The sequence below is a fragment of the Streptomyces sp. NPDC015661 genome, from assembly GCF_043077765.1.
In the GTDB taxonomy this organism is placed as follows: Bacteria; Actinomycetota; Actinomycetes; order Streptomycetales; family Streptomycetaceae; genus Streptomyces.
In genome coordinates this window covers 78,903-103,867 of sequence record NZ_JBIBST010000005.1, presented here as the reverse complement: position 1 = coordinate 103,867, position 24,965 = coordinate 78,903, and the positions used below count along the sequence as shown (strand labels likewise).

At 73.5% G+C, this 24,965-nt stretch carries 25 protein-coding genes; 12 read left to right on the top strand and 13 right to left on the bottom strand.

Annotated features, from left to right (window positions below):
* Positions 1-74: 74 nt before the first annotated feature.
* From ACF07V_RS15060 to ACF07V_RS15045, 4 genes are all read right to left on the bottom strand, one after another.
* Complete coding sequence (locus ACF07V_RS15060; protein WP_392154355.1) at positions 75-737, bottom strand: TetR/AcrR family transcriptional regulator; 663 nt, start codon at positions 735-737, stop codon at positions 75-77.
* Positions 738-764: 27 nt separating this feature from the next.
* The gene (locus ACF07V_RS15055; protein ID WP_392154353.1) at positions 765-2,069 is read right to left on the bottom strand and encodes a hypothetical protein; all 1,305 of its coding nucleotides are present in this window, start codon (positions 2,067-2,069) and stop codon (positions 765-767) included.
* Positions 2,066-3,244, bottom strand: coding sequence for a hypothetical protein (locus tag ACF07V_RS15050; protein ID WP_392154351.1), 1,179 nt, complete (start codon positions 3,242-3,244; stop codon positions 2,066-2,068). The genes ACF07V_RS15055 and ACF07V_RS15050 overlap by 4 nt, the downstream gene beginning before the upstream one ends.
* Positions 3,245-3,318: 74 nt before the next feature.
* A complete protein-coding gene (locus tag ACF07V_RS15045) occupies positions 3,319-5,427 on the bottom strand; it encodes a right-handed parallel beta-helix repeat-containing protein (protein WP_392154350.1) in 2,109 nt (702 codons plus the stop codon).
* A 150-nt stretch (positions 5,428-5,577) separates the two neighbouring features.
* Between ACF07V_RS15045 and hmgA the strand changes: the two genes are divergently transcribed.
* From hmgA to ACF07V_RS15030, 3 genes are read left to right on the top strand one after another with little or no spacing between them, the layout of a single operon-like run.
* A complete protein-coding gene (hmgA, locus tag ACF07V_RS15040) occupies positions 5,578-6,891 on the top strand; it encodes a homogentisate 1,2-dioxygenase (protein ID WP_392154348.1) in 1,314 nt (437 codons plus the stop codon).
* A gap of 40 nt (positions 6,892-6,931) precedes the next feature.
* Positions 6,932-7,681 carry a GntR family transcriptional regulator gene (locus tag ACF07V_RS15035; RefSeq protein ID WP_392154346.1) on the top strand — a complete coding sequence of 250 codons (750 nt, stop codon included), beginning with the start codon at positions 6,932-6,934 and terminating at the stop codon, positions 7,679-7,681.
* A 14-nt stretch (positions 7,682-7,695) separates the two neighbouring features.
* Complete coding sequence (locus ACF07V_RS15030; protein WP_392154345.1) at positions 7,696-8,907, top strand: type ISP restriction/modification enzyme; 1,212 nt, start codon at positions 7,696-7,698, stop codon at positions 8,905-8,907.
* Here ACF07V_RS15030 and ACF07V_RS15025 read toward each other — a convergent pair.
* On the bottom strand, positions 8,894-9,637 hold the full coding sequence (locus tag ACF07V_RS15025) for a TetR/AcrR family transcriptional regulator (protein ID WP_392154343.1): 744 nt from the start codon (positions 9,635-9,637) through the stop codon (positions 8,894-8,896). The two genes, ACF07V_RS15030 and ACF07V_RS15025, sit on opposite strands and share 14 nt — an antisense overlap.
* Positions 9,638-9,700: 63 nt before the next feature.
* Between ACF07V_RS15025 and ACF07V_RS15020 the strand changes: the two genes are divergently transcribed.
* From ACF07V_RS15020 to ACF07V_RS15010, 3 genes are read left to right on the top strand one after another with little or no spacing between them, the layout of a single operon-like run.
* A complete protein-coding gene (locus ACF07V_RS15020) occupies positions 9,701-10,639 on the top strand; it encodes an ATP-binding cassette domain-containing protein (protein ID WP_392154341.1) in 939 nt (312 codons plus the stop codon).
* Positions 10,636-11,412 (top strand): ABC transporter permease, encoded by a 777-nt coding sequence (locus tag ACF07V_RS15015; RefSeq protein ID WP_392154340.1) that lies wholly within the window; start codon positions 10,636-10,638, stop codon positions 11,410-11,412. The genes ACF07V_RS15020 and ACF07V_RS15015 overlap by 4 nt, the downstream gene beginning before the upstream one ends.
* A 49-nt stretch (positions 11,413-11,461) precedes the next feature.
* Positions 11,462-12,658 (top strand): CaiB/BaiF CoA transferase family protein, encoded by a 1,197-nt coding sequence (locus ACF07V_RS15010; RefSeq protein WP_392154338.1) that lies wholly within the window; start codon positions 11,462-11,464, stop codon positions 12,656-12,658.
* A gap of 372 nt (positions 12,659-13,030) precedes the next feature.
* On the opposite strand, the gene ACF07V_RS15005 is transcribed toward ACF07V_RS15010, so the two are convergent.
* Positions 13,031-13,303: a hypothetical protein gene (locus ACF07V_RS15005; RefSeq protein WP_351190512.1), complete on the bottom strand. Its 273-nt coding sequence runs from the start codon at positions 13,301-13,303 to the stop codon at positions 13,031-13,033.
* A 321-nt stretch (positions 13,304-13,624) separates the two neighbouring features.
* Here ACF07V_RS15005 and ACF07V_RS15000 point away from each other — a divergent pair, with 321 nt between their 5' ends.
* A complete protein-coding gene (locus tag ACF07V_RS15000; RefSeq protein ID WP_392154337.1) occupies positions 13,625-14,566 on the top strand; it encodes a protein kinase in 942 nt (313 codons plus the stop codon).
* Here the strand turns inward: ACF07V_RS15000 and ACF07V_RS14995 are convergent.
* A complete protein-coding gene (locus tag ACF07V_RS14995) occupies positions 14,550-15,356 on the bottom strand; it encodes an SGNH/GDSL hydrolase family protein (RefSeq protein WP_392154335.1) in 807 nt (268 codons plus the stop codon). The genes ACF07V_RS15000 and ACF07V_RS14995 overlap by 17 nt on opposite strands.
* 180 nt (positions 15,357-15,536) lie before the next feature.
* Between ACF07V_RS14995 and ACF07V_RS14990 the strand changes: the two genes are divergently transcribed.
* Entirely contained in the window at positions 15,537-16,667 is a 1,131-nt protein-coding gene (locus ACF07V_RS14990) for a DUF5925 domain-containing protein (RefSeq protein ID WP_392154334.1), read from the top strand.
* A gap of 11 nt (positions 16,668-16,678) precedes the next feature.
* On the opposite strand, the gene ACF07V_RS14985 is transcribed toward ACF07V_RS14990, so the two are convergent.
* Positions 16,679-17,053: a GntR family transcriptional regulator gene (locus tag ACF07V_RS14985; RefSeq protein ID WP_392154332.1), complete on the bottom strand. Its 375-nt coding sequence runs from the start codon at positions 17,051-17,053 to the stop codon at positions 16,679-16,681.
* Between the two features lie 74 nt (positions 17,054-17,127).
* On the opposite strand from ACF07V_RS14985, the gene ACF07V_RS14980 reads away from it, so the two are divergent.
* Both ACF07V_RS14980 and ACF07V_RS14975 read left to right on the top strand, forming a co-directional pair.
* Positions 17,128-18,051 carry a GNAT family N-acetyltransferase gene (locus tag ACF07V_RS14980; RefSeq protein WP_392154330.1) on the top strand — a complete coding sequence of 308 codons (924 nt, stop codon included), beginning with the start codon at positions 17,128-17,130 and terminating at the stop codon, positions 18,049-18,051.
* Positions 18,032-18,511: a DUF402 domain-containing protein gene (locus ACF07V_RS14975; protein WP_392154329.1), complete on the top strand. Its 480-nt coding sequence runs from the start codon at positions 18,032-18,034 to the stop codon at positions 18,509-18,511. Before ACF07V_RS14980 ends, ACF07V_RS14975 begins: the two co-directional genes overlap by 20 nt.
* Before the next feature lie 72 nt (positions 18,512-18,583).
* Here the strand turns inward: ACF07V_RS14975 and ACF07V_RS14970 are convergent, their stop codons facing one another.
* From ACF07V_RS14970 to ACF07V_RS14955, 4 genes are all read right to left on the bottom strand, one after another.
* The gene (locus tag ACF07V_RS14970; RefSeq protein WP_392154327.1) at positions 18,584-18,994 is read right to left on the bottom strand and encodes a DUF6299 family protein; all 411 of its coding nucleotides are present in this window, start codon (positions 18,992-18,994) and stop codon (positions 18,584-18,586) included.
* A 127-nt stretch (positions 18,995-19,121) separates the two neighbouring features.
* Positions 19,122-20,615 (bottom strand): tripartite tricarboxylate transporter permease, encoded by a 1,494-nt coding sequence (locus ACF07V_RS14965; protein ID WP_392154325.1) that lies wholly within the window; start codon positions 20,613-20,615, stop codon positions 19,122-19,124.
* Positions 20,616-20,618: 3 nt separating this feature from the next.
* Complete coding sequence (locus tag ACF07V_RS14960; RefSeq protein ID WP_392154323.1) at positions 20,619-21,158, bottom strand: tripartite tricarboxylate transporter TctB family protein; 540 nt, start codon at positions 21,156-21,158, stop codon at positions 20,619-20,621.
* Entirely contained in the window at positions 21,155-22,138 is a 984-nt protein-coding gene (locus ACF07V_RS14955) for a Bug family tripartite tricarboxylate transporter substrate binding protein (RefSeq protein WP_392154321.1), read from the bottom strand. Before ACF07V_RS14955 ends, ACF07V_RS14960 begins: the two co-directional genes overlap by 4 nt.
* 135 nt (positions 22,139-22,273) lie before the next feature.
* Here ACF07V_RS14955 and ACF07V_RS14950 point away from each other — a divergent pair, with 135 nt between their 5' ends.
* Positions 22,274-22,942 carry a response regulator gene (locus ACF07V_RS14950; protein ID WP_392154319.1) on the top strand — a complete coding sequence of 223 codons (669 nt, stop codon included), beginning with the start codon at positions 22,274-22,276 and terminating at the stop codon, positions 22,940-22,942.
* Between the two features lie 122 nt (positions 22,943-23,064).
* Positions 23,065-24,057, top strand: coding sequence for a lytic polysaccharide monooxygenase (locus tag ACF07V_RS14945; protein WP_392154318.1), 993 nt, complete (start codon positions 23,065-23,067; stop codon positions 24,055-24,057).
* Here the strand turns inward: ACF07V_RS14945 and ACF07V_RS14940 are convergent.
* Entirely contained in the window at positions 24,054-24,923 is an 870-nt protein-coding gene (locus ACF07V_RS14940) for an esterase/lipase family protein (RefSeq protein ID WP_392154316.1), read from the bottom strand. The genes ACF07V_RS14945 and ACF07V_RS14940 overlap by 4 nt on opposite strands.
* Positions 24,924-24,965: the final 42 nt, after the last annotated feature.

Sequence of the window (24,965 nt, the reverse complement as noted above, 5' to 3'; positions counted from 1 at the left end):
GCGTCTCCCTGGGTGCGTCGGGTGACGCCGAGCCTACCGACCGGTAGGCACGGGCGGGAGGGGCCTGCGGAAGGTCACGAGAGCGAGGGCGCCAGATAGGCGTGGAGCAGGCACCGCGTCTCGGCGACGAGCGCCGGGTCTCCGGCGGGGTCCGCGCGGAACGCGAGCCGGACGAGGGCGTCGGCGGTCTCGACGCCGACGAGGACCTTCCGGTGCAGGTCCTCGTCGGCGGTGCGGCCCAGATGGGTGGCGAGGAGCGCGCAGAGCCGTTCGGCGACGAGCCGGTTGGGGTCCTCGACGACGGCCTCGGCCGGGCCGTCCGCCGCGGCTTCTCCGGGGGCGGCGGCGGGCACGCCGAAGTCGACGAGCGCGAAGCCCGGGACGGTCCGCTTCATCTCGATGAACTCGTCGAGGACACCGTCGATGGCGCGGTGCGCGTCGAGGATCGGCGCCCCGGCGAGGCGGTCCGAGACCCGCTCGGCGTACCGGTCGAGGTTCCGGTGGGCGAGGGCGGCGACCATCGCCCGCTTGTTGCCGAAGAAGCGGTAGACGGAGCCGATGGGGACACCGGCGCGGGCGGCGACGGCGCGGGTGCTCAACTGCTCGTACCCGGTCTCGTCGAGGAGTACGGCACAGGCGTCGAGGATCCGGGCCAGCCGCTCGGCGCTCCGCTGCTGCACGGGGGCACGACGGAGGGCCGGCTGGGTTCGGCGGTGGGTCTGGGGCACGGGGTCCATGATGCCGCTCCGGTCCGGTGGAGGCGATCAGGCGATCAGCAGGCCGATGCCGCCGAGGGTGTACGCGATCATCAGCACGAACAGCGGGAGTTGGCCGGCGACGGCCCGGGCGGGCGGGAAGAGGCGCACGGACCGGTCGTGCGCGGCGACGACACCGAGGACGTGACCGGTGACGATCGCGGCGACCTGGAGAGTGGCGAGGCCCCCGGGACCCAGTGGTGGAGCGGGCGAGGGGGCGTTGTCAGTGCCCGCTGCCATGATGACTGTACGTGGTCCTTCGGTCACGAAAAGCGAGAAGTAGTGCGCCACGAGATAGCCGAGGGCGATGGGCAGGAGCGAGTGGGCGAAGGAGGTGAGCGGAGTGGTGAGTCCGGGGTTCATCAGACGCAGGGCGCCGGCGCAGAGGCCGTAGCAGGCGGCGGCGAGGGCGACGGCGGCGAGGAGGCCGAGTGTGGCGGTGGGGACGGGGCCGAGGGCGGAGGTCTGGAGGGTGGTGATCCAGCGGGGGTTGTCGGAGAGGCCGTCGTAGGCGGTGGAGCCGAGGAGGACGCAGACGGTGGCGACGAGGCCGGGGGTCTGAGGGGTGGAGTCGAGGCCGTGGAAGGGGGAGCGCAGGACGAGGCGGCCGTCGGCGCGGCGGCCGAGGGGTGAGAGCCGGGCGAGAAGGGAGGAGTAGACCTCGAAGGGGTCGGCGTGGGCGAACCACCGGTCGCCGTGGCGGGCGGCGCCCAGGAGTTGGACGGCGGTGTGGGCGGCGAGGGCGATCAGGAGGGTGGTGGTGGAGGCGTTGTCGGGGGCGACGAGCTCCAGCCAGGTGAAGAGGAGGAGTCCCGCGGCGGCGGGCCGGATGCCGAGGGAGGCGGGCAGCGGACGGGGGTTCCCGGGCGGGCGGAGGGAGTGGAGGGCCCGCAGGGGGTTGAGGAGGCGCCAGACGGGGCCGAGGAGGAGGGAGGCGGGGACGAGTCCGACCCAGAGAAGGACGTAGAGGGCGCCGGGCGCGGGATTGCGGTCGGGGTCGTCGGGGCCGAGGAGGAGGTGGAGGAGGAAGAGCAGGGCGATGGCGGCGCCGAGGAGGCGGAGGGCGGTTCGGGTGGCCGGGGCGTCGGCCACCTGCTGGAGGGCGGCGGGGAGCGGGCGACCGGAGAGGTCGCCGCGGAAGCGGGAGGAGGACCAGAGCAGTCCGAGGGCGAGGAAGGAGACGAGCAGGGCGGTGAAGGCGCCGGCGTAGGCGTAGAAGGGAGAGAGGGGGAGGTCGTGCCGGGAGCCCACGCCGTGGGCGAGCGTGAACCCGAGCTGACCGGCGGGGGCCTGGGCCGTGGGAGGGGTGGTCATCGGACGACGAGTTGGGTCAGCACGAGTCCGGACTCGTGGGTCTCGACCTCGAAGAGTCCGGTGCGGTCCGCGGTGAGGGTGAGGGTCGCGGGTGTGCCGGGAGGGAGGGGGAGTTCGCGGTCGTAGCCGTGCACGTGGAGGGTGTCGGCGCGGTCGCTGGTGACACGGAGGGTGAGGCGCTCGCCCTTCTTCAACTCGATGCGGGAGGGAGGTGGCTCGACGGTCGTTCCGGTGATGGTGAGCGTGACGGTCCGGCCGGGGTCGGCGGGCCGGGGGCTCGACGGCGCGGAAGCGGGAGGGGAGGTGGCGGCGGGTGTTCCGTCGAGGCGGACCGTGGCCTGGACGGGGGCGCCGGCGACGGCCCAGACGGTGTGGTCGTCCGCGTGGAGCCGGACGGTCAGGGTGTGGGCGCCGGGCGGCACGTAGCCCCAGGGGCCGTAGAGGCGGGAGGTCTCCCGGCCGTCGACGAGGAGGCGGGCGTGGCCCCGGCCCGGGAGGGCCGCGCCGCCGGTGCTCTCCGGGGTGAAGCGGAACCTCTCCACCGTGAGGTGGACGTTCCAGCCGCCCTCGGAGTCGGGGCGTGCCTCGGCCCTGACGGTGGGCGCGTCCGCCGCGGGGAGTTCACGGAGCCGGTGTCCCCCCTCGTCCCGGGCGGGGAGCAGGGTGCCGCTGCTGCCGGTGGCCTCCTGGTGGCTGGTGCCGGGCTTGTGGTGGGTGGTGGCCCGCCCGCCGCAACCGGCGAGGAGCAGCACGGCGGCGGTCACGGCGGCGACCAGAGGGGCGACGGCGAGGCGGGTGGCGGCGAGGCGGGCGACGGGCTGGCGCGGAGCAGCCAGGCGGGCGGCGACCGGGCCCGGGGTCGCCAGGCGGGTGGCGGACGGGCGCGAGGCAGCCAGGCGGGAGCCGACCGGGCCCAGGGCCACCAAGCCGGTGGCGGACGGGCGCGGGGCAGCCAGGCGGGAGCCGACCGGGCCCAGGGCCACCAAGCCGGTGGCGGACGGGCGCGGGGCAGCCAGGCGGGAGCCGACCGGGCCCAGGGCCACCAAGCGGGCGGCGACCAGGCGCGGGCCTGGCAGGCCGGTCGCGACCGGGCCCGGACCCGCGCGGCGGGCCGTCACCTGACGGCCGGTGGCCGGAAGGGAGGCGGCCGGAGGGGTTGTGGCCGGAGAGCTCATGGCCGGAAGGGAGGCGGCCCGAGAGGTGGTGGCCCGAGAGGTGGTGGCCCGAGAGGTGGTGGCCCGTCGCGGGCTCATGTCGTCACCGCTTCCGGGCTGTCGGTCGGGGGCTCGGCCGAAGGGTCGGTGGTGCGGTCGGTGCGGCCGGCGCGGGCGGTGCGGGCGGGGTTGGCCGGGCGGGGGCCGGATGCGATGACTGCCCACAGCACCCAGACGACGCCGAGCAGGAGGCGGAGCCAGGCGGGGCTCACGGGGATGCCCGGGACCATGAGGACCGCCTTGTCGAAGGCGTCGAGCAGGGTGAGGGCGCCGAGGGCCACCGTGGTCCAGGCGAGGACGGGACGGGTGGGGCGCAGGGCGAGGCCGATGAGGGTCCACCAGGCGCCCATGAGGAGGAGCGCGACGGCGGGGAGGGAGGTGGGCGTGAGGGCGAGGGTGGAGGCGGCGACGTCGAGGGCGAGGCCCAGGAGGCCGAGGAGGGTGGCCGCGCCGGCGAGGCGGTTGCCGCGCAGTCGGCGCCACCAGAGGGCGCCGCCGACGAGGGCGAGGACGAGGGCGGTGCCGAGGGCGAGCTGGGTCTCGACGCGCTGGAGGCCCCGGGCGCCGTACCAGTCGCAGCCGGCCGGGAGGCGGCGGGCCTGGACGTTGTAGTCGGCGCAGACGAGGAGCTGGGCGAGTTTGACGGGTTCGCCGACGAGCCGGTCGGTGTTGCCGGAGACCTCGCCGCGGCGGGCTCCGCAGGCGGGCGGGGCGCCGGGGGTGGCGGCGCCGGCGTCGGACTGCCAGCAGTTGCCGTCGCCCTGGCCGTCCCACCAGACGTCGGTGCGGTTGGGGCGGGCGTGGCTGGCCTTGTCGACGCCGAGGTGGTTGCCGGCGTAGCGGTTGTGGTGGGAGGTGTCGGTCTGCTTGCCCCAGGCGGACTCGCCGCGGATGAAGGCGGGGACGGCGCTGAGGAAGAAGGCGGCGCGCTGGTGGCCGTAGACCCAGTTGTTCTCGTAGAGGTTCCAGTTGCCGCCCGCGGTGATGATGCCGGTGCCGGGCGGCATGGAGATCTGGGGGCAGACGACGCCCTGTTCGTAGCCGCGGTCGACGGGCGGCTTGGCGCAGGTGCCGTCGGCGACGTACGGGTAGTAGTTCTGGTTGTTGTCGTGGATGAGGTTGCGTTCGAAGCGGGCGTGGTTCTGCGGGAGTCCGGGGTGGCCGGGGAAGGCGGAGTCCATGGAGGCGCCGCCCATGTTGTGGTCGAGCTCGTTGTCGTGGACGTAGACGGAGTCGCCGGCGGTGCCGGAGTAGCCGACCATGTTGTGGTGGCTGCGGCAGCCGGTGATCTCGATGGAGTAGCGGGGGACGTCGTAGCCGCGGCCGTCGTTGATGTTCGAGGCCGAGCCGGGGTAGATGCCGGAGTCGCCGTTCCCGTAGGACTCGCAGTTCTTGTAGAGGCCGTGGTCGGAGGCGAAGGTCAGGAAGCCGTACTCGTCGTTCCAGCGGGTGAGGACGTCGTCGATGACGAAGCCGTCGGCGGCGAGGATGTAGAGGGAGTTGAAGGTGGTGCGCTGGGCGGTGAAGTTGCGGAAGTAGACGCCGTCGGAGCCGTCGGCTCGGATGGCGTTGAGCTTCTGGTACTTGGCGTCGACGACGACGTCGAGGCGGGAGGCGCCGGTGCCTTCGATCTGGAGGTTCTTCTTGCCGAGGATCGCGACGAGGTTCTGGTTGTGCGGGCACCGCCGCTGCTGGGCGTAGCTGAGGATCTGGTAGCCGAGTGCGGACTTGGGGGCCTTGAGGGTGGCGCAGGCGCCGGTGGGCGACGGCAGGGAGGGCTCCTCCTCGTAGAGGCCGGGGAGGATCGCGATGGTCATGCCGGGGCGGTCGACGGCGTCGACGGCCTGCTGGAGGTGGCGGTAACCGCTTGTGGCGCAGCGCGCGAAGAGGGCGAGGTTGCGGGCCTTGAGGGCGGTCGGGAAGCCGGAGATCCGGCGTGCGAAGTCGGCCCGGTCGGTCTTGCAGACGAGGAGGTCGGGTTCGCCGGTGCGGAGTGTCGGCACGGTGCCGGTTCCGTCGGGGAGGGTGACGGGCCGTTCCTCGTGGGCCTGGGCGAGAGGAGCGGTGAACAGGGCCGCGGCGAGCGCCACGAGCACGACCGAGAGCACGGAGACGAATCTTCGGGTCCACGAGGTCCACGACATGCGCGTGAGAGTAGAGGAATGTTCACCTTTTTGGACCCCTCGTGCACGGACCAAAAGGCCGGCCGGGGCCGATGCCCCGTTGACGTAGGGCGCGCGGAATCCTACGGTCATCCATAGGATTCCCTTGCGGGCTCAGGACAGGAGCGGTCGATGACCACGGAGCAGGCCAGGAAGACGGCCGAGGCGCTCACCTACAGCACCGGTTTCGGCAACGAGCACAGCTCGGAGGCGGTCCCCGGCGCACTGCCGGACGGCCGTAACTCGCCGCAGCGCGCCCCCCTCGGCCTCTACGCCGAGCAGCTCAGCGGCAGCGCCTTCACCGAGCCGCGGTCCCACAACCGCCGCTCCTGGCTCTACCGGATCCGCCCCTCGGCCGCGCATCCGCCGTTCACCCGGATCGACAACGGCGCCCTCGTCGGCTCGCCCTTCACCGAGACCGTGCCCGACCCCAACCGGCTGCGCTGGAACCCGCTGCCCGAGCCCGCCCCCGGCACCGACTGGCTGGCCGGCCTGTGGACGCTCGGCGGCAACGGCGACGCGACCCAGCGGACCGGCATGGCCGTGCACCTCTACCACGCCAACGCCTCCATGGAGCGGGTCTTCGGCGACGCCGACGGCGAGCTGCTGATCGTCCCGGAGCGCGGCGGCCTCCTCCTCCGCACCGAGCTGGGCCTGCTCGCCGCCCACCCGGGCGAGGTGGCGCTGATCCCGCGCGGCGTCCGCTTCCGCGTCGAGCTCCTGGACGAGACGGCCCGCGGCTACGTCTGCGAGAACTACGGCGCCCCCTTCCAGCTCCCGGACCTCGGCCCGATCGGCGCCAACGGTCTCGCCAACGCGCGTGACTTCCGGGCCCCGGTCGCCGCCTACGAGGACGTCGAGGGCCCGGTCGAGGTGGTCAACAAGTACTGCGGCAACCTCTGGTCGGCGACGTACGGCCACTCGCCGCTCGACGTCGTCGCCTGGCACGGCAACCACACCCCGTACGTCTACGACCTGCGTCGTTTCAACGTCATCGGCACCATCTCGTACGACCACCCGGACCCGTCGATCTTCACGGTCCTCACCTCGCCCTCCGACACCCCGGGGCTCGCGGGCGTCGACTTCGTCGTCTTCGCGCCGCGCTGGCTGGTCGGCGAGGACACCTTCCGCCCGCCGTACTTCCACCGGAACGTGATGAGCGAGTACATGGGCCTCATCGAGGGCGCGTACGACGCCAAGGCGGAGGGCTTCGTGCCGGGCGGCGGCTCGCTGCACAACATGATGTCCGCGCACGGCCCCGACCGGGAGACCTTCGACAGGGCGAGCGCCGCCGAGCTGAAGCCGCAGAAGATCGACGACGGCCTTGCCTTCATGTTCGAGACGCGCTGGCCGGTGACCGCGACCCCGCAGGCCGCGACCGCCGACCACCTGCAGAAGGCATACGACGACGTATGGCAGGGTCTTGAGCGCCACTTCCGGCCGTAGTGTCTCGGCCGTAAGCCCGTAGCCTTCGTACGGAGAACCCGTGACCGCCTTCGCTCCCGACTCGCTGGTCCTGAACCGCAAGCTGCCGCTCTGGTATCAGGTCTCGCAGTCGCTGCGCGCCTCGATACTGGGCCGCACGCCCGACGCCTCGCTGCGGCTGCCCACCGAGGAGCAGCTCGCCGCCCACTACGGCGTGAGCGTGCTGACCATGCGCCAGGCCCTCAAGGAACTGGAGGAGGAGGGCCTGATCAGCCGGCACCGGCGGCGCGGCACGTTCATCGAGCCGGGCGCGCGGCGGTCCACCCCGCGCCGGCTGCTCGGCTCGATCGACGCGATCGTGGCCCAGCAGTCGGGCGAGCGGACGACGGTCCTCGGGCACGGCACGGAGCCGGTGCCCGGGGAGCTCGCGGAGTACTTCCCCGACGTGCCTGAGGTCGTGGCGTACCGCCGGCTGCGCTGCGACGGGGAGAGCGGCGAGCCCACGAACTGGGCGGAGAACGCGGTGCGGCCCGAGCTCGCCGCGGCGATCGACCCGGCCGACCTGGAGCGCTGGCCGATGACGAAGGTGCTGCGGGACGTGGTCGGGGTGCGGATCAGCCGCATCACGGACACGGTCGAGGCCCGTCTCGCGGACCCGGAGACGGCGGGGCTGCTCCAGGTCCCGCTGCTCTCCCCGATCCTCCACTACACCGGCGTGACGTACGACGAGGACGGCCGGGTCGTCGACGTGGCCCGCATCCGCTACCGCGGCGACCGCTTCTCCTTCACGGTCACGGTGGAAGCGCACTGAAGGCTGTCGTTAGCATGCGGGGCGTGACGGAAGCCCCCGGAGCTGTCGACGACGCACCCCTCCTCGACGAGCTGATGCCGTGGTCCGTGGCCCCGCTGCGGTTCGGGCGGTCCTGGATCGTCGCCCCCGACGCCCGCACCCTGCGGACCCGCTGGGACCGGATCGTGGCCGCCGAGGGTCCCGAGCGGGAGGCGCTGTTCCGGCCGAGCCGGGCGCGGACCCAGGCGAGCGCGGTGGGCGCGCTGCCCGGGCAGCGGACCGGCACCACGCGGTTCGCGCGCGAGTCGGGGCCGTGCCCGGAGCCGGTGCGGGTGGCACAGGGGCCGTTCGACGAGCAGTGGCTGCTGCCGGACCACCGGCTGATCGACACCGCCCGCCCGGAGCTGTGGCGGGTCGCCGGGGAGCCGCAGTTGTTCGCCGTCGAACAGGGGTGGGTGCCGGGGGCGGCGGGACCCGCGCTCCTGGTGACGGCGGCGCTGCCGGAGGGCCGCTCCCCCGCGGGCCGTCCGGGCCGCATCCGGCCGCTGTTCCGGCGCCCCGGCGGCCGGGAGCCCAATCTCGCGCCCGGCCTCCTGGACTTCCTCGGGAGGCGGTACGGGTGCGAGGTCGACGCCCATGACTGGCTGGCGTGGACGGCGGCCGCGGCCTTCCCCTCCCCCGCCGGCTGCCGTGTCCCGCTCACCGCGGACCCGGAGGTGTGGGCGGCGGGCGTGGCGCTGGGCCGGGAGCTCGCCGATGTGCAGCTGCGCGGCGCCCTGAGCGGGACGAGGCCCCGGCTGCCGGGCGGGCGGCGGCCCTATGTGCGGGCGGCGGTCCCGGCGCGGCCGGCGACGATGACGTACGACTCCGAGGCCGAGGCGCTCGACGTCGGCGGGGGTCTGATCTCCCCGGTGCCGGCGGAGGCCTGGGAGTACCGGGTCGGCGGGGTGCGGGTCCTGGAGCAGTGGTTCGCGCACCGGACGGCCCCGGCGGAGCCCGGTTCCCTGGAGGCGATCGGACCGGCCGCCTGGCCACAGGAGTGGACCTCGGAACTCCTTGAGCTGGTCACGGTGCTCGCGCTCCTCGGTGCGCGGGAGCCGGAGCGCGCGGCGCTGCCCGCCGGAGGCGTCGGGAGGGCGGAGCTCGACGCGGCCGGGATCCTTCCCGCGCCGCCCTGGTCCCGCCGCCCCGCCTCCGTGCTGGACCATCAGGAGGAGGGTCCGGAGGGCCAGTTCATGCTCCTGTGACGGGCGCTCCGGCGACCGGCGGGTCGAAGGAGTCGAGGAGCCGGGCGATGGTCATCGCGAAGATCTCGTCCGCGTCGACGGGGGCCGCGGGGGCCTCGGCGAGCAGTGCGGCGAGCTGCGGGTACCGGCCGCTCGCCACCTGCCCCATGAGGTAGGCGCCGCGCACCGCCTGCTCCTCCGCCTCGGACCAGGGCAGTCCGCGGGCCCGTTCGGCGATGGCCTGCTCGTTGGCGACGGTCGCCATGACCGTGCCGTTGACCATGGCGATCAGCTGCATCTTGAGCCCGGCGGGCTGTTCCAGGGGGGCGAGGCAGCCGAGGCACCACTCCAGGAAGCGCAGGGCGTTGGGGCTGAAGCCGTAGGCGGTGGTCATCACCCTGGCGAGCCAGGGGTGCCGGTACATGATGGCGCGGCTCTGGTGGGCGATCGCGGTCATGTCGGCGCGCCAGTCGCCGCTGGGCTCCTCCGGGAGCTCGTACTCGCCGCTGACCGCGTCGACCATCAGCTCGTACAGGTCCTCCTTGCGGGGGACGTAGTTGTAGAGCGACATGGTGCCGCAGCCGAGTTCGGCGGCGACGCGGCGCATGGAGACCGCGTCGATGCCGTCGGCGTCGGCGATGCGGACGGCCGCGGCCACGATGTCCCGCCGGCTGTAGGCCGGTTTCGGGCCGCGGCCCGCGCGCTCGGGCCGCGCCCAGATCACTTCCGGTTCGGCCGCTCGGCCCGCCATGGATCATCACCTCGCTCCCCATCGTAGTTACGTACGCCGTACGTAGTGGGGTATGGTCACGCCATGACTACTACGTACGCTGTACTTAGTGAAGGTCTGCGGAAGCGCTACGGCGACGTCCACGCCCTCCGCGGCCTCGACCTCGCCGTCCCCGAGGGCACGGTCTGCGGCGTCCTCGGCCCCAACGGCGCCGGCAAGACCACCGCCGTCCGCGTCCTCACCACCCTGGTCAGGCCCGACGCGGGCAGCGCCCTGGTCGCGGGCCACGACGTGGTGCGCGACCCGGCGGGGGTACGGAAGCGGATCGCGGTCACCGGGCAGTACGCCTCCGTCGACGGCGACCTCACCGGCGCCGAGAACCTGCGGCTCTTCGCCCGGCTCCTGCGCGCCCCGCGCTCCCGCGCCGACGAGCTCCTGGAGCGCTTCGGCCTGACCGCGGCGGCCGGACGGCCCGCCCGCACCTACTCCGGCGGCATGCGCCGCCGCCTCGACCTGGCCGCGAGCCTGCTCGTGCCGCCGCGGGTGCTCTTCCTCGACGAGCCCACGACCGGACTCGACCCGCACAGCCGGAACGGGATCTGGGACGCCGTACGGGAGCTGGCCGGGCAGGGCACGACCGTGCTGCTGACCACCCAGTACCTGGAGGAGGCCGACCAGCTCGCCGACGACATCGTGCTCATCGACGAGGGCCGGGCCGCGCAGCGCGGCACCCCGGCCGAACTCAAGGCGCTCGTCGGCAGCTACGCCGAGGTCGTCGTCGCCGACCCGTCCGCCCTCGAAGCAGCAGCCGCCGTCCTCGACCAGCTGACCGGTTCCGCGCCGGTCCTCGACACCGAGCGGCGCACGGTCGGCGCGGTGACCACGGACACCACGCTCACCCTCCCCCGGATCGTCCGCGAGATCGACGCCGCCGGGGTCCACCTCGTCGACGCCTCCCTGCGCCCGCCCACCCTCGACGAGGTGTTCCTGCGCCTCACCGACCGGAAGGAGCTCGTCGCGTGAGCGCCCTCGCGCACGACGGGACCGCCGTCCTCGGCCGCCACCTCCAGCGGATCCGGCACGCGCCCGCGATCACCGTCATGACCCAGACGATGCCGATCGTCTTCCTGCTCTTCTTCGGATACGTCTTCGGCAGCGCGCTCGCCGCGCCCGGCGCCGAGTACCGGGCCTTCCTGGTGCCCGGCATGCTCGTCGCGACGGCGGCGGGCGGCCTGATGACGGGCATGTTCCAGGCCGCGCAGGACTCGCACCGCGGCGTCATGGACCGCTTCAGGACCATGCCGGTGAGCCGCGCCGCCGTCCCCCTCGGGCAGGCCCTCGCCGACCTCCTCGCGAGCGCCGTCGGCACGGTCCCGCTGATCCTGGTCGGCCTCGCCATGGGCTGGCGGATCGAGGGCACGCTCCCGGAGGCCCTGGGCGCCTTCGGCCTGCTGCTCCTCTTCCGCTTCGCGACGACCTGGGTCGGCATCCTGCTCGGCCTCGCCTCGAAGAGCGAGGAGGCGGCCGGGCAGCTGGGCAGCGCGACCTTCATGCTGCCGCTGCTCTCCAACGCGTACATCCCCACAGACGGCATGCCCGGCTGGCTGCGGACGGTCGCCGAGTGGAACCCCATCTCGGCGGTCACCACAGCCGTGCGGGACCTCTTCGGCAACGCGCCGATCCTCCCGGACGCGGCCTGGCCGGTGGCCCACCCGGTCGCGGGCGCGCTGCTCTGGTCCCTCGGCCTGATCGCCGTCTTCGCCCCGCTCGCGGTGCGCAGATACGCCCGGGGGTGACGCACCCCCTGATGACAACGACCGGCCGGGCACGGTAGGCAGGACGGTCATGAGCACTCAGCCACTCCCCCTCGCCGGAGTCACGGTCGTCGCCGTCGAGCAGGCCGTCGCCGCGCCCTTCGCCACCCGCCAGCTCGCCGACCTCGGCGCCCGGGTCGTCAAGATCGAGCGCCCCGACGGCGGGGACTTCGCCCGGGGGTACGACACCGCCGCCCAGGGGCTCGCCTCCCACTTCGTGTGGTGCAACCGCGGCAAGGAGTCGGTGGCGGTCGACCTCAAGGACCCCCGGGGCCTGGCGCTCGTCCGGAGAATGGTGGCCGGCGCCGACGTCTTCGTGCAGAACCTGGCGCAGGGCGCGGCGGCCCGCCTCGGCCTCGACGCCGCCACCCTGTGCGCGGCGCACCCGTGGCTGATCGCGGTGGACGTCTCGGGGTACGGGGCGGAGGGGCCGTACGCGCACAAGCGGGCCTACGACATGCTCGTCCAGTGCGAGGCGGGGCTCGTGTCGGTGACCGGCACGCCCGAGCAGCCCGTCAAGTCGGGGATCCCGGCCGCCGACATCGCGGCCGGGATGTACGCCTTCTCCGGCGTCCTCGCCGCCCTCGTCCGGCGCGGCACGACCGGCCGGGGCGGTCCGGTGGAGGTCTCCCTGCTCGACTCGCTGGCCGAGTGGATGGGGCATCCGCTGCACCACGGGATGCACGGGGGCACTCCCCCGGCGCGCACGGGGCTCGCGCACGCGGTGATCGCCCCGTACGACGCCTATCCGACGGCGGACGGCGGTCTGGTCCTGCTCTCCGTGCAGAACGACCGGGAGTGGCGGCGGCTCGCCGAACAGGTCCTCGGCCGGCCCGAGCTCGCCGAGGCCCCGGAGTTCGCGACGAACACGGCGCGGGTGGCGGGGCGCGGGGCGACGGACGCCGTCGTCGCGGCGGCGCTCGCCCCGCTGACGGCGGGCGAGGCGCTGGCCCGGCTCGACGCGGCGGGCATCGCCTGCGCCCGGCTCAACTCGGTCGCGGAGCTCGCGGACCACCCGCAGCTGACGGCCCGTGACCGCTGGCGGGCGGTGGAGTCGCCGGTGGGGCCGCTGCGTTCGCTGCTGCCGCCGATCGTGTTCCCGGACGCGCCGGAGCCCCGGATGGACCGGATCCCGGCGCTCGGCCAGGACACGGACGAGGTGCTCGCCGAGCTCGGGGTGCCGGAGGCGGAGCTGAAGGAGCTGCGGAGCGCGGGCGTGATCGCCTGACGGGGAGGGGACGCGGGCGCGATCGCCCGACGGGGAGGGGACGCGGGCGCGATCGCCCGACGGGGAGGGGACGCGGGCGTGATCGCCCGACGGCGAGGGGACGCGGGCGTGATCGCCCGACGGCGAGGGGACGCGGGCGTGATCGCCTGCCGGGGAGGGGCGCGGGCGTGATCGCCCGACCGGGAGGGGCGCGGGGATGATCGCCTGCCGGGAAGCAGGGCCGGCCTTCGTACGGGCGCGCTGCGGGTGTCGTGACGCGCGCCCCCTGTACGAGCCGCTCGGGGCACTCCGGGTACGACGGAGCGCCGGACGGGCGGGGACACGTCCGGCGGGGTCGTGGTCGGGGCCGTACGGGCGGCCGGGAGGTCCGGGCTAGCGGCGCGTGCCGAAGAGCGAGCGGCGCAGCCGGCGGAGCGGGGCGAAGAGCGAGACCCGCGCGCTGCGGCTGCGGTGACCGTGCACCGGCGCCTCGTGCGTACGCGTCGTCAGTTCCCGCATGAGCAGCGTCGCCTCGGCGACGTCGCGCTGGGGCACGGCGGGGCCGCCGAGCACCGCGAGATGGCGGTCGAGCCGCGAACTGGTCGCGCTGCTCCCGCAGGTGATGGCAGGCACTCGCGGCCTGCTGCGCATTGCTATCTGTTCCATGTCACTCCCCACCCGTACAAGGGCACCCGGCCCGGGCAGGTTAACCCTATCGCCCCATCGTGACACCCGTGTATCCCGGCGGCGGGATTCACCGCACTCGTACGGGGGTTGACGGTGACTGTGCGAATCCATCTGATTCCAGGGCGAGTTGGACAGCACTCGAACACCTGCCGAACCGTCACGAACCATCCTGCACCCCGGACCGTCATCCGCGGACACGAGGGCGGGTGTGATCTCCACCACCAAGATCGTCCGGACCGCCCGCCGGGCACCCCGCGCAGGACCGGAGCCGTGCGGACGCAGCTCGGCTACCGTGGATCCATGACGGTGATCGCGGGTCGCTACCGGCTTCTCGACGTCCTCGCCGAGGGGGCGACGGGCACCGTCTGGCGCGCCCTGGACGAGACGGACCGGCACGAGGTGGCCCTCAAGGAGTTCCGCGCCCCGGCCGGACTCCCTGCGGACGAGGTGCCCCTGTTCCACGCGCGGCGGGAGCGGGAGGCGCGGGCCGCCGCCCGGATCGCCCACCCCTCCGTCGTACGGGTCCTCGGGGTGGTCACCGAGGACGGCCGGCCCTGGGTCGTGACGGAGCTGGTCCGCGGCCTCACCCTCGCCGAGACCCTCGACGCGGCCGGCCCGCTGCCCGCGCGGGAGGCCGCGCGCGTCGGCGCCGAGGTCCTCGCCGGTCTGCGGGCCGCGCGGGAGGCGGGCGTACGACACCGGGGCGTGACGCCCCGGCAGGTGCTGCTCGCGAACGACGGGCGGGTCGTGGTCACCGGCTTCGGCGGCGCGCCGGACGAGGACGGGGGACCGGCGGCGGAGCTGCGCGGCGTCGGGGCGCTCCTGGAGGCTGCGGCGGACGACCGGTCCGGGCCGGCGGGGGCCCTGATCGACGAGCTGACGGGCGAGGAGCTCGCCGTGACGGCCGATCAGGTGGAGCGGGAGCTGCGCCGCGTGGCGGCGGGCGGCACACCGAGGACCGGGGAGGTGCCGGTGGAGGCTTCGGCCCCGCCCCGCACGGACGGGGGCGACGAGGCCGGTGGCGGGACGTCGCCCGCGCCTTCCCGGCGGCCGGGGCCGGCACGCACGGCGCCCCGACGGGGGCCCGTCCTGGTGGCCGGGCTGGTCGGGGCGCTGCTGATCGCGGGCGCGTTGACGTATCAGGCGGTGCGGGACGAGGGGCCGGGCACCGGGCCGGGACCGGGCGGTGTCACGAGCACCGCTCCGGCGGGACCCGGCGGGACGGCTACAGCGCCCCGTTGAGCGTCGGCAGGTAGCCGCCGGACTGTCCGGCGGCGGTCGGGTGGTACGACTCGCCGATGTTGAGCCAGTTGACGCTGTGCAGCCAGGACGAGCTCGAGCAGATCTCGTGTCCGGTGAAGGCGGGGACCACGCCGGCGAAGGTGAAGCCGTGGTCGGCCGCACGCTTGGCGGTGGCCGCGTTGAGGTAGTCGGAGGCGCCGTTGATGGCGCTGCGCTCGTTCTCGCTCAGGCCGGCGATGCAGCTGCCGCCCAGTTGGTAGAAGCGCGGGTAGCCGAGGACGACGACGTGGGCGGAGGGCGCCTTGCTGCTGATGGCGTTGTAGACGGAGTCGAGCTTCCCGGGGAGCGTGGAGTCCACGTAGGCCTTGGCTTGATTCACGCGGTTGATGCAGGTGGCCTCGGACTGGAGCACACAGGTCGTCATGACGTCGGCGAAACCGGCGTCATTTCCCCCGATCGTGATGGAGACCAGGTCGGTGGCGGCCGAGAGGGGGCCGAGCTGATTGGCGGTCACATCACCCGTTCGGGCGCCCGAGCAGGCGGTGAAGGCGAACGAGGAGGGGGCGTTCGCGTTCTTCCAGAGGACCGGGTACGCCTTCGTGGAGCGCTTGCAGTCGCCGCTGGCGCTGTCGTAACTCCCGGAGCCGACACCGGAGGAGTACGAGTCCCCCAGGGCCACGTAGTCGAGTGCGGCGGTCTCGGCGGCCTGGGCGGCGCCCGCCCCGGTGAGGGCGAGGACGGCACCGAGGAGGAGCGAGGACGAAAGGGCGGCAAAACGGGACAGTCTCATGGAACCTCCCTGTAGCAGGATCTCTGCGTTACCAGGTAGTAGCATCGGATCCGCCCCACCGGAAGTGTTCATGTCAAAAGTGAGGGTGAACAACGGCTGATCCTCCGTCAGGGACCGTTGATATCCGGCCAACCGGGACGCCCGCAAAACCCGGTGCGCCACCTTGTCGCTTGCCCGATCATGGGCGTCATGTCCGACACCCCCGCCGTACCGTCCACCCCACGGCAGCCGACGACCGCGTCGCTGCCCGTCATCGTCAACCTCGACGACAGCGACTCACCCGGGGACGTCCTGGACGCCCTGTTCCTCGACCGCTTCGCGACCGGGGAACAACCGCACGCGCACAGCACCACCCTGGACCGGGCGAAGCCCGACGCGACCCTGCTCCCCGAGGGGGCCAGGGTGCTGCGGGCCGCGAAGGACGACGACCGCAGCTCGGTCCTCGCCGAGGGCGAGGGCTGGACGATCCTCTCCTCCCGCTGGAACCGGCGCGCGGACGTGACCGTCACCGCGACCGACCCGGAACTGGCCAGGCGGATCCTCGACGAGGCCACGGACGGGGCGAAGGACGAGCCGGAGCCGGAGCCCGAGGACGTGACGATGGGCTTCTGGTACGTGGCTCCGCAGCGCGGCCCGCGCCGGATGACCCGCCGGATCAGCGCCGGGACCTGGGAGGAGGTCCGGCCCAACTACTCGGCGCCGGTGGCCGACGCGATGGACCGGCTGATGAAGGTCACCCCGGAGGACATCGCCGGCCGGCTCCTGCTCCTCCACGGCCCGCCGGGGACGGGCAAGACCTCGGCGCTGCGGACGCTGGCCCGGGCGTGGCAGGACTGGTGCCAGGTGGACTGCGTCCTGGACCCGGAGCGGCTCTTCAACGACATCGGCTATCTGATGGACATCGCCATCGGCGAGGACGACGGCACCTCGAAGGAGCGCTGGCGGCTGCTGCTCCTGGAGGACTGCGACGAGCTGATCCGCGGCGGGGCGAAGCACACCGCGGGGCAGGCCCTGTCCCGGCTGCTGAACCTGACGGACGGGCTGCTCGGCCAGGGCCGCAACGTCCTGGTCGGGGTCACCACCAACGAGGACCTGGAGCGGCTGCACCCGGCGGTGGTCCGGCCGGGCCGCTGCCTCGCCCGCATCGAGGTCGGGCCGCTGAGCCGGGCCGAGTCGGTGGAGTGGCTCGGCCGCGCGGAGGACGTGCCACGCGAGGGCGCGACGCTGGCGGAGCTGTTCGCACTGCGCCGCGGCACGCCCTCGGCGGACCTCCCGGAGCCCCGTACGGCGGGGGCGGGTCTCTATCTCTGACGGGTGGGCCGTCAGTTGTCGTACGCCGCCCTCAGGGCCTCGTTCAGCGCGGCTTCCGCGGCCTCGCGGCTGAGGCCCAGCCGGCGGGCCTCCTCCGCGAACTGGGCGGCGGCGGTGGCGGCGCGGCGGGTCGCCGCGTCACCCGCGGCGGCGACGAAGGTGCCGTGGCGCCCGCGCGTCTCGATGACTCCGTCCGCCTCCAGGGCCTTGTACGCCTTGGCGACCGTGTTCGCGGCGAGGCCGAGCTGCTCCGCGAGCCCCCGTACCGTCGGCAGCTTGTATCCGACCGGCAGTCTGCCCGACCGGGCCCGCTCCGAGATCTGGGCTCGCAGTTGTTCGTAGGGAGCGGTGGTGGATCCGTGGTCCACGGCGATGGTGAGTGTCACCCCGCCGATTCTGCCCCCACCCCGCCGGAAAATGGGAGGCGGCGGTGCGGCCCGCGCCCGTAGCGTGCCACCACATGACTGTGATCGTCCGTGATGTACAGGCCCGAGACGCCGAGGGTTTCGCCCGGTTACGCCGGGCCGCTGTGCCCTTCATGCTCGCCACCGCCGAGCAGTGCGCCTTCGACTGGGCGCACGCCCACCCCGACAGCCACGCCCGCCCGCTCGTCGCCGTGACCGAGGACGGCATGATCATCGGGACCGTGCAGCTGAGGATCGCCCACGACGCTCCGGAGCCCGGGATCGGCTCCGTCAACGTCTACGTGGACCCCGCGCACCAGGGGCTCGGCGCGGGGACGCTGCTGCTGCGCGCCGCCGAGGAGCACCTCGTCGAGCGGGGCGCGCGCACGCTGTACAGCTGGGTCCTGGACGAGCCGGCGAACCGTGCGTGGGCGGAGCGGCGGGGGTACGCGCCCAGCCGCAGCGCCCACTTCCTCCGGCTCGACCTGACGACGGCCGAGCTGCCGCCGCTTGAGGACCTCCCGGCCGGTGTCGAGCTGCGCACGGCGGAGGACTTCGCGGCCGATCCCCGGCCGCTGTTCGAGCTGGACGCGGTGACGACGGCAGACGAGCCGGGCGATGTCGGCGCGGAGCTGGACGACTACGCGCACTGGCGGGAGACCACCTGGGACCACCCGCTGCTCGACCGGGCGCTGACGACGGTCGCGGTGGTCGACGGGGTGCCGGCGGCGTTCAGCGCGGCGCAGTCCGACGGTCTGGGCCGGTACTCCTCCGGGATGACCGGCACCGCGCCCGCGTTCCGGGGGCGCGGCCTCGCGAAGCTCGCCAAGAACGCCTCGCTGCACCGGGCGAGGGCCGCGGGCTGCGTGGAGGCGTTCACGAGCAACGACGCCGGCAACGGGCCGATGCTCGCGATCAACAAGTGGTTCGGTTATGAGATCGGCGCGACGGAGGTGCGGCATGTCCGGACGATCGGTTGAGATCACCCTGACGAAGGCGGGCCGGACGAAGATCCGTTACCCGGCCGAGGTGCTGAAGGAGGAGGGTGCCCGGCTCTCGGTGCGCGCCCCGTGGGCGGCCGAAGGGGTGCGGGACTTCGGCTTCGTGCGGTTCGAGCCGGGTGACGTGTTCGTCGAGCACTACTGGCGCGACCGCTGGTTCACGGTCAAGGAGGTGTGGTCGGCCGACGGGGCGCTGAAGGGCTGGTACTGCGACATCACCCGGCCCGCCGTGATCGACGGTTCCGGGGTGGTCGTCGAGGACCTGGACCTGGACCTGTGGGTGTCGGCGGACGGCAGCGAGGTGCTGCGGCTCGACGAGGACGAGTTCGCGGCGAGCGGTCTCGCCGCCTCCGACCCGGAGGCGGCGGCCCGTGCCGTGGTGGCCCTGGACGAGCTGGAGGTGCTCGGCCGGGAGGGCCTGATCGACCTGCTGGGCTGACGCGGTTCGACGTGCGCCCGATCGAACTGCTCGGTCAGCGCGGTTCGACGTCCACCCGATCGAACTGCTCGGTCAGCGCAGTTCGACGTCCGCCTGCTCGGCGGCGAGGAAGCCGGGCAGCGGCAGGCCCGACTCGCCGGCCGTGAGCTGCAGGAGGGTGGCCTCCACCCGCGCGGCGCCCGGCTTGTAGGCGGGCTCCTTCACGACGGCGCTGTTGGCCCAGGTGTGGAGGTGTCCGTCGCAGACGGCGCGGGTGCCGCCGATTCCGGTGGAGCGGCTCCCCTGCTTGAGGGTGGAGCTGACGAAGACGGGACCTTCGCTGTCGTCGAGGCAGCGGTACGTGCCGGAGACGGTGACCGTCGCGTCGGCGGCGAGGGTGCCGTACGTGTCGACGGTCAGGCCGTCGGCCCCTCCCGCGTGGGCGAGAGGGGCGACGGCGGCGGTGAGCAGGGCCGCTGCGGCGAGGACGAGGCGGACGCGCATGGGCGGGGTCCCTTCGGGGGTGGGGGGGAAGTCGCTGCCCGCCAGGGATACCGGATCCGGCCGCCGACCCTCCGAATCTCACTCCATCGGGGGCGAGTTGGGGGCCGGTACGCATACCGTCGTACGGTCAGTGCGCGGCGCGCCGGGCGGTCGTCGCCCTCCTCACCAGCGGCCAGGCGAGCAGCACCAGGACGACCGTGTAGACGGTGACCGAGAACGGGGTGTTCACCAGGCCCGTCAGGGAGCCGTCGCTGATCTGGAGGGCGCGGCGCAGCTGCTGTTCGGCGGCCGGTCCGAGGATGACGCCGATGACGGCCGGCAGCACCGGAAGGCCGTAGCGCCGCATCCCGAGGCCGATCAGGCCGATGACGAGCAGCACGATCAGGTCGAACGCCTCGCCGCCCACCGCGTACGCCCCGACGGCGGCGAAGAAGAGGATGCCGGCGTACAGGTACGGGCGCGGGATGCGCAGCAGCTTGGCCCAGACGGGCGCGAGCGGCAGGTTGAGCGCGAGCAGCAGCACCATGCCGACGAACAGCGAGGCGATGAGGCCCCACACCAGCTCGGGTTCCCGCTCGAAGAGCAGCGGTCCCGGCTGGATCCCGTACTGCTGGAACGCGGCCAGCATCACGGCGGCGACGGCCGTCGTGGGCAGCCCCAGCGTCAGCATGGAGACGAGCGTGCCGGCGGCGGAGGCCGAGGCGGCGGACTCGGGTCCGGCGACGCCCTCGATGGCGCCCTTGCCGAACTGGTCCTTGTGCTTCGAGAGACGCTTCTCCGTGACGTACGAGAGGAAGGTCGGGATCTCCGCGCCGCCGGCCGGGATCGCGCCGAACGGGAAGCCGATGAGGGGACCGCGCAGCCAGGACTTCCAGGTGCGGCGCACGTCGTCCCTGCCGAGCCAGGGGCGGCCGACCGGGATGGCCTCGCCCGAGCTGCGGCGCAGGTGCGCGGCGACCCACAGGGCCTCGCCGATCGCGAAGAGACCGACCGCGACGATGACGACGTCGACGCCGTCGGCGAGCTGGAGCGAGCCGAAGGTGAGGCGCTGCTGCCCGGTCATCTGGTCGAGCCCGACCAGGCCGATGGTGAGGCCGATGAGCAGCGAGGCGAGGCCGCGGATGCGGGAGGAGCCGAGGACCGAGGTCACCGCGATGAAGGCGAGGACCATGAGGGCGAGGTAGTCGGGGGCGCCGATGTCGACGGCGAGGGCGGCGACGGTCGGGGCGAGGACGACGAGCAGGATCGTGCCGATCATGCCGCCGGCGAAGTGGCCGACGGCGGCGGCCGCGAGGGCCTGGGCGCCGCGCCCGGCCTTGGCCATCGGGTTGCCCTCGATGGCGGCGACGACGGCCGCGCTCTCCCCGGGGGTGTTGAGGAGGATCGAGGTGGTGGAGCCGCCGAACATGGCTCCGTAGTAGATGCCGGCGAACATGATGAACGCGCCGGTCGGTTCGAGGCCATAGGTCACCGGGAGCAGCAGGGCGACGGCCATGGCGGGGCCGATGCCGGGCAGGACGCCGATGGCGGTGCCGAGGAGCACGCCGATGGCGGCCCACAGCAGGTTCATCGGGGTGAGGGCGGTCCCGAAGCCCTCGATGAGGGAGTTCAGGGAATCCATGGGTCAGATCACTCCCATCAGCGGGCCGCCGGGCAGCGGGACGCCGAGCAGCTTGTCGAAGACGGCGTAGGTGAGGAGCGAGAGGGCGGCGGCGATCAGCGGGTCGCGGTGGAGGTGGCGGCTGCCGAGGGCGTAGGCCGCGCCCCAGAAGAGGAGGGCTCCGGCGACCGGGAAGCCGAGGGGGCCGATGAGGACGGCGAAGGCGAGGAACACGCCGGTGAGGAGCAGGACCGTGCGCCAGTCGGCGGGTTCGGTCAGGTCGATGTCCTCGCCGCTCTCGGCCTCGCCCCGGCCGCCGCGCAGCACGTCGACGGTGAGGAGGACGGCGACGGCGAGGAGGCCGCAGCCGACGACGAGGGGCACCGTCGCGGGGCCGACGGGGCCGCGCCCCGAGACGTCGGCGTCGAGGGTGAGGGCGTCGGTGAGGACGAGGACGCCGAGGAGGAACAGGAGGGCACCGACGCCGAGTTCGGAGCGTCCGTGCAGCCAGGTCTTCGCGGTCGGCGTCACGGTGGTCCGCACCGTGGTCTTCTCGGTGGTCACAGTCCCAGCTCCTTGAGGACGGAGCCGACCCGCCGGTCCTGCTCGGTGAGGAAGGTGCCGAACTCGGCGCCGGGCAGGAAGGCGTCGTTCCAGCCGTGGGTCTTGAGCGACTCGCGCCACTGCGGGGAGCCGTGCAGGCCGGTCACGAGGGCGACGAGCTTGTCGCGCTCGGCGTCGGAGAGGCCGGGTGGGGCGACGATGCCGCGCCAGTTGGTGAACTCGGTGTCGAGGCCGGCCTCGCGGAGTGTGGGGGCGTCGAGGCCGGGGACCCGCTCCGCTCCGGTGACGGCGAGGAGGCGCAGCTCCCCCGCCTTGATCTGGTCGAGGTACTCGCCGACGCCGGAGACGCCGAAGCCGACCTTGTTGCCGAGGATGGAGGCGAGGAGCTCGCCGCCGCCGTCGAAGGGCACGTAGTTGACGTCCTTCGGCGCGATCCCGGCGGCCTGGGCCATCAGCATCGGGGCGAGGTGGTCGGGGCCGCCGGGCGAGGAGCCGCCGCCGACGGGCAGCTTGCCGGGGTCCTTCCTCCAGGCCGCGAGCAGCTCCTGGATCGTCTTGTACGGGGAGTCCTTGCCGACCACGACGATGTCCTGCTCCTCGGTGAGCCGGGCGATCGGGGTGGTGTCGGCGAGGGTCCTGGGCGTCTTGTTGGTGTGGACGGCGCCGACGACACCGAGGCCCATGGACATGGCGAGGCGGCCGTTGCCGCGTTCGCCGACGAGCCGGGTGAGGCCGACGGTGCCGCCCGCGCCGGGCAGGTTGAAGACCTCGACGTCGCCGGTGAGGCCGGCCTCCTCGACGTTCTTCGCGGCGGTGCGCGCGGTGATGTCGTAGCCGCCGCCGGGGGTGTTGGGGACCATGAAGCGCAGGCCGGGTATCGCGGTGCCCGTGTCGGAGCCGGTGCCCGGGCTGAGCAGCGGCGGGCCCACGAGCACCAGGAGAGCCGCCCCGAGGAGGGCGAAGGGGGTGCGCAACCGCACGTGTGCCGCCTCTCAGGTAGAAGGGAAATGGGGGTGTGAGGTGGCCCACATGTTGCCCTCGCGTTAAGAAGCTGTCTCTCTTCCGCAATCAACGGACGTTGTGGTCGTTGTGGTCGGGACCTAGCGTGGGTCGGCGTGACGAAGGTGCTGGTCGTGGACGACGACTTCATGGTCGCCAAGCTGCACTGCCGCTATGTGTCGGCGGTGGCGGGGTTCACCGTGTCCGGGGTCGCGCACAGCGGCGCCGAGGCGCTCCGCCAGGCCGAGCGGCTCCGCCCCGACCTCGTCCTCCTCGACGTCTTCCTGCCCGACATGGACGGGGTCCGGGTGCTGCGGGAGCTGCGCGCGGCCGGTCTGGGCATGGACGCGCTCTTCATCACGGCGGCGCGGGACGTGGGCACGATCCGCTCGGCCCTCCGCGCGGGCGCCCTGCACTATCTGATCAAGCCGTTCACCCAGGCCGCCCTGCACGAGCAGCTGCGCCATGTCGCCTCCCTCCGCAGCCGCCTCGACGAACTCGACGAGGCCCGCCAGGAGGACGTCGACCAGATCTTCGGCGCCCGCCCGCGCGGCTCCCGCGAACTCCCGAAGGGCCTCGCGCCCCACACGGCCGACCTGGTCGACTCGGTCCTCCGCGCCCACCCGGAGGGCCTCTCGGCCACGGAATGCGCCGAAGCGGGCTCCCTCTCGCGCGTGAGCGCCCGTCGCTACCTGGAGTACTTCGCGGAGACGGGCCGCGCGGAGGTCACCCTCCGCTACGGCGGAACGGGCCGCCCGGAGCGCCGCTACCGACGGCTGGGCTAGCTGTTCCTCAGCCGCCTCTTACCTGCGCCTTAACGCCGCCCTAAAGGCCGCGATCCGTGCTTCCTCCAGGGCTAGTTTGCTCGGCAACCCCCCACACACCCTCGTGAAGGAGTTGTCCCCCCATGACCTCTCGCCGTACGGCAACAGCCACCGTCACCACCACCACCGCCGCGCTGGTCCTGTCCGGGCTCGCCGTCGCGCCCGGGGCCTTCGCGCACGGGTCGATGACCGATCCGGTGAGCCGGGTCGCGGCCTGTTACGCGGAGGGACCCGAGGCGCCGAGGTCGGCGGCGTGCAAGGCGGCCGTGGCGGCGAGCGGGGCGCAGGCGTTCTACGACTGGAACGCCGTGAACATCGCCAACGCGGCAGGGCAGCACCGGCAGTTGATCCCGGACGGCAAGCTGTGCAGCGCGGGCAACGACAAGTACCGGGGGCTCGACCTGGCGCGGGCCGACTGGCCGGCGAGCCGCATGAGTTCCGGGTCCCACACCTTCCGGTACAAGGGGACCGCCCCGCACAGGGGCTCGTTCGCGCTGTACGTGACGAAGGACGGGTACGACCCGTCGAAGCCGCTGAAGTGGTCGGACCTGGAGGCGCAGCCGTTCGTGACGGTGACCGACCCGGGGATGCAGGACGGCGACTACGTGTTCCGGGGGACCGTGCCGAAGAAGTCGGGCCGTCATCTGATCTACTCGATCTGGCAGCGGTCCGACTCCCCCGAGGCGTTCTACACCTGCTCGGACGTGGTGTTCGGGCAGGACGGCGGCGGTACGGCCCCGGCGTCGACCGCTCCCGCCCCGGCCACTTCCGCCCCGGCCGCCCCGGCTTCCTCGGCGCCCACCGCCTCCGCGCCCACCGACGAGCAGATCCGGGCCGGTGAGGGCGAGTCCACCGTCGAGCACGGCGGCCACGGCGGCCACGGGGCTGCGGGCGGTACGACGGATCCCGCGCCCAACGCGCCCGCGCCCGCCGCCGGTTCGGGTTCCGGCGTGGAGCTCGCCGAGACGGGCGGCGACGCCACGACCCCGTATCTCGCGGTCGGTGGCGCCGCCGTGCTCGCGCTCGGCGCGGCGGTGCTCTTCGGGACGGCCCGGCGGCGCCGGACCCGCGGCTAGCCGATCACCGAGAGGCAGGTGGTCGGGGTCGCGTGGGCCGGGTCGAGGGCGTTGGCCACCTCGTGGAAGGTGACCCGGTCCACCGTGCCGATCGCCACGTGCTCGGACAGGTCGAGCGCGCACTTGTCCTGGATGAGGACGTTGGTGACGTTCGGTCCGGTCAGGAACTGGGTGCGGTACGGGGTGACGACCTCGTCGTACTGGCTCGCGATGACGTGGTAGCGGACCCCGGGCACGGTGTCGCCGCCCTCGTTGAGCTTGGTGATGAAGGCCGAGCCGGCGATCTGGTCGGCGAGGCCCGGGGTCGTGGAGCTGATGAGGTCCTCGGCGCCGGGGAAGTACGGCAGGAGCTTGGTGAGGCCGGACAGGGTGGTGCCGTGGTTGTCGGGGGCGATGCCGACGAGCGTGTTCACCTTCTCGGCCCCGCCGAGGAACTTGAGGTACCAGCGGGGCATCATGCCGCCCTGCGAGTGTCCGACGAGGTCGGCCTCGGGGGCGCCGGTGGCGGCGAGGACCCGGTCGACGTAGGTGTCGAGCTGTCCGGCGGACGCGGCGATGGGGCCGAGCCCGTTGAAGAGTGGTACGCCCGGCAGCTGGCCGTAGTCGAGGGAGAAGACGCAGTAGCCCCGGTTGACCAGGTAGGGGGCGAGGGCCAGCCAGTTGTCGACGGAGTTCCCGAAGGTGCCGTGGACGAGGACGACGGGCCGCGGGTGCTCGGCGGACGGCTTGCAGGAGAAGTCGTTCCAGCCGCGGCTGGGGGCGGTGTCGGCCTGGGCGGCGGCGGTGGGGGCGAGGGTGGCGGCGGCGGTGAGGAGCAGGACGGACAGCGCTCTGACCGTGCGCTTCCAGGACTTCGCGGACAGCATCGGGCGATCTCCTTGCGGCTCAAGGGGAAGGTGGGGGTGCTG

Excerpts from the sequence above, each read along its gene's own strand:
- ACF07V_RS15060 (WP_392154355.1), bottom strand. The coding sequence starts at position 737 with ATGGACCCCGTGCCCCAGACCCACCGCCGAACCCAGCCGGCCCTCCGT.
- ACF07V_RS15055 (WP_392154353.1), bottom strand. The coding sequence starts at position 2,069 with ATGACCACCCCTCCCACGGCCCAGGCCCCCGCCGGTCAGCTCGGGTTC.
- ACF07V_RS15050 (WP_392154351.1), bottom strand. The coding sequence starts at position 3,244 with ATGAGCTCTCCGGCCACAACCCCTCCGGCCGCCTCCCTTCCGGCCACC.
- ACF07V_RS15045 (WP_392154350.1), bottom strand. The coding sequence starts at position 5,427 with ATGTCGTGGACCTCGTGGACCCGAAGATTCGTCTCCGTGCTCTCGGTC.
- hmgA (WP_392154348.1), top strand. The coding sequence starts at position 5,578 with ATGACCACGGAGCAGGCCAGGAAGACGGCCGAGGCGCTCACCTACAGC.
- ACF07V_RS15030 (WP_392154345.1), top strand. The coding sequence starts at position 7,696 with ATGCGGGGCGTGACGGAAGCCCCCGGAGCTGTCGACGACGCACCCCTC.
- ACF07V_RS15025 (WP_392154343.1), bottom strand. The coding sequence starts at position 9,637 with ATGGCGGGCCGAGCGGCCGAACCGGAAGTGATCTGGGCGCGGCCCGAG.
- ACF07V_RS15020 (WP_392154341.1), top strand. The coding sequence starts at position 9,701 with ATGACTACTACGTACGCTGTACTTAGTGAAGGTCTGCGGAAGCGCTAC.
- ACF07V_RS15010 (WP_392154338.1), top strand. The coding sequence starts at position 11,462 with ATGAGCACTCAGCCACTCCCCCTCGCCGGAGTCACGGTCGTCGCCGTC.
- ACF07V_RS15005 (WP_351190512.1), bottom strand. The coding sequence starts at position 13,303 with ATGGAACAGATAGCAATGCGCAGCAGGCCGCGAGTGCCTGCCATCACC.
- ACF07V_RS15000 (WP_392154337.1), top strand. The coding sequence starts at position 13,625 with ATGACGGTGATCGCGGGTCGCTACCGGCTTCTCGACGTCCTCGCCGAG.
- ACF07V_RS14995 (WP_392154335.1), bottom strand. The coding sequence starts at position 15,356 with ATGAGACTGTCCCGTTTTGCCGCCCTTTCGTCCTCGCTCCTCCTCGGT.
- ACF07V_RS14990 (WP_392154334.1), top strand. The coding sequence starts at position 15,537 with ATGGGCGTCATGTCCGACACCCCCGCCGTACCGTCCACCCCACGGCAG.
- ACF07V_RS14980 (WP_392154330.1), top strand. The coding sequence starts at position 17,128 with ATGACTGTGATCGTCCGTGATGTACAGGCCCGAGACGCCGAGGGTTTC.
- ACF07V_RS14975 (WP_392154329.1), top strand. The coding sequence starts at position 18,032 with ATGTCCGGACGATCGGTTGAGATCACCCTGACGAAGGCGGGCCGGACG.
- ACF07V_RS14970 (WP_392154327.1), bottom strand. The coding sequence starts at position 18,994 with ATGCGCGTCCGCCTCGTCCTCGCCGCAGCGGCCCTGCTCACCGCCGCC.
- ACF07V_RS14965 (WP_392154325.1), bottom strand. The coding sequence starts at position 20,615 with ATGGATTCCCTGAACTCCCTCATCGAGGGCTTCGGGACCGCCCTCACC.
- ACF07V_RS14945 (WP_392154318.1), top strand. The coding sequence starts at position 23,065 with ATGACCTCTCGCCGTACGGCAACAGCCACCGTCACCACCACCACCGCC.
- ACF07V_RS14940 (WP_392154316.1), bottom strand. The coding sequence starts at position 24,923 with ATGCTGTCCGCGAAGTCCTGGAAGCGCACGGTCAGAGCGCTGTCCGTC.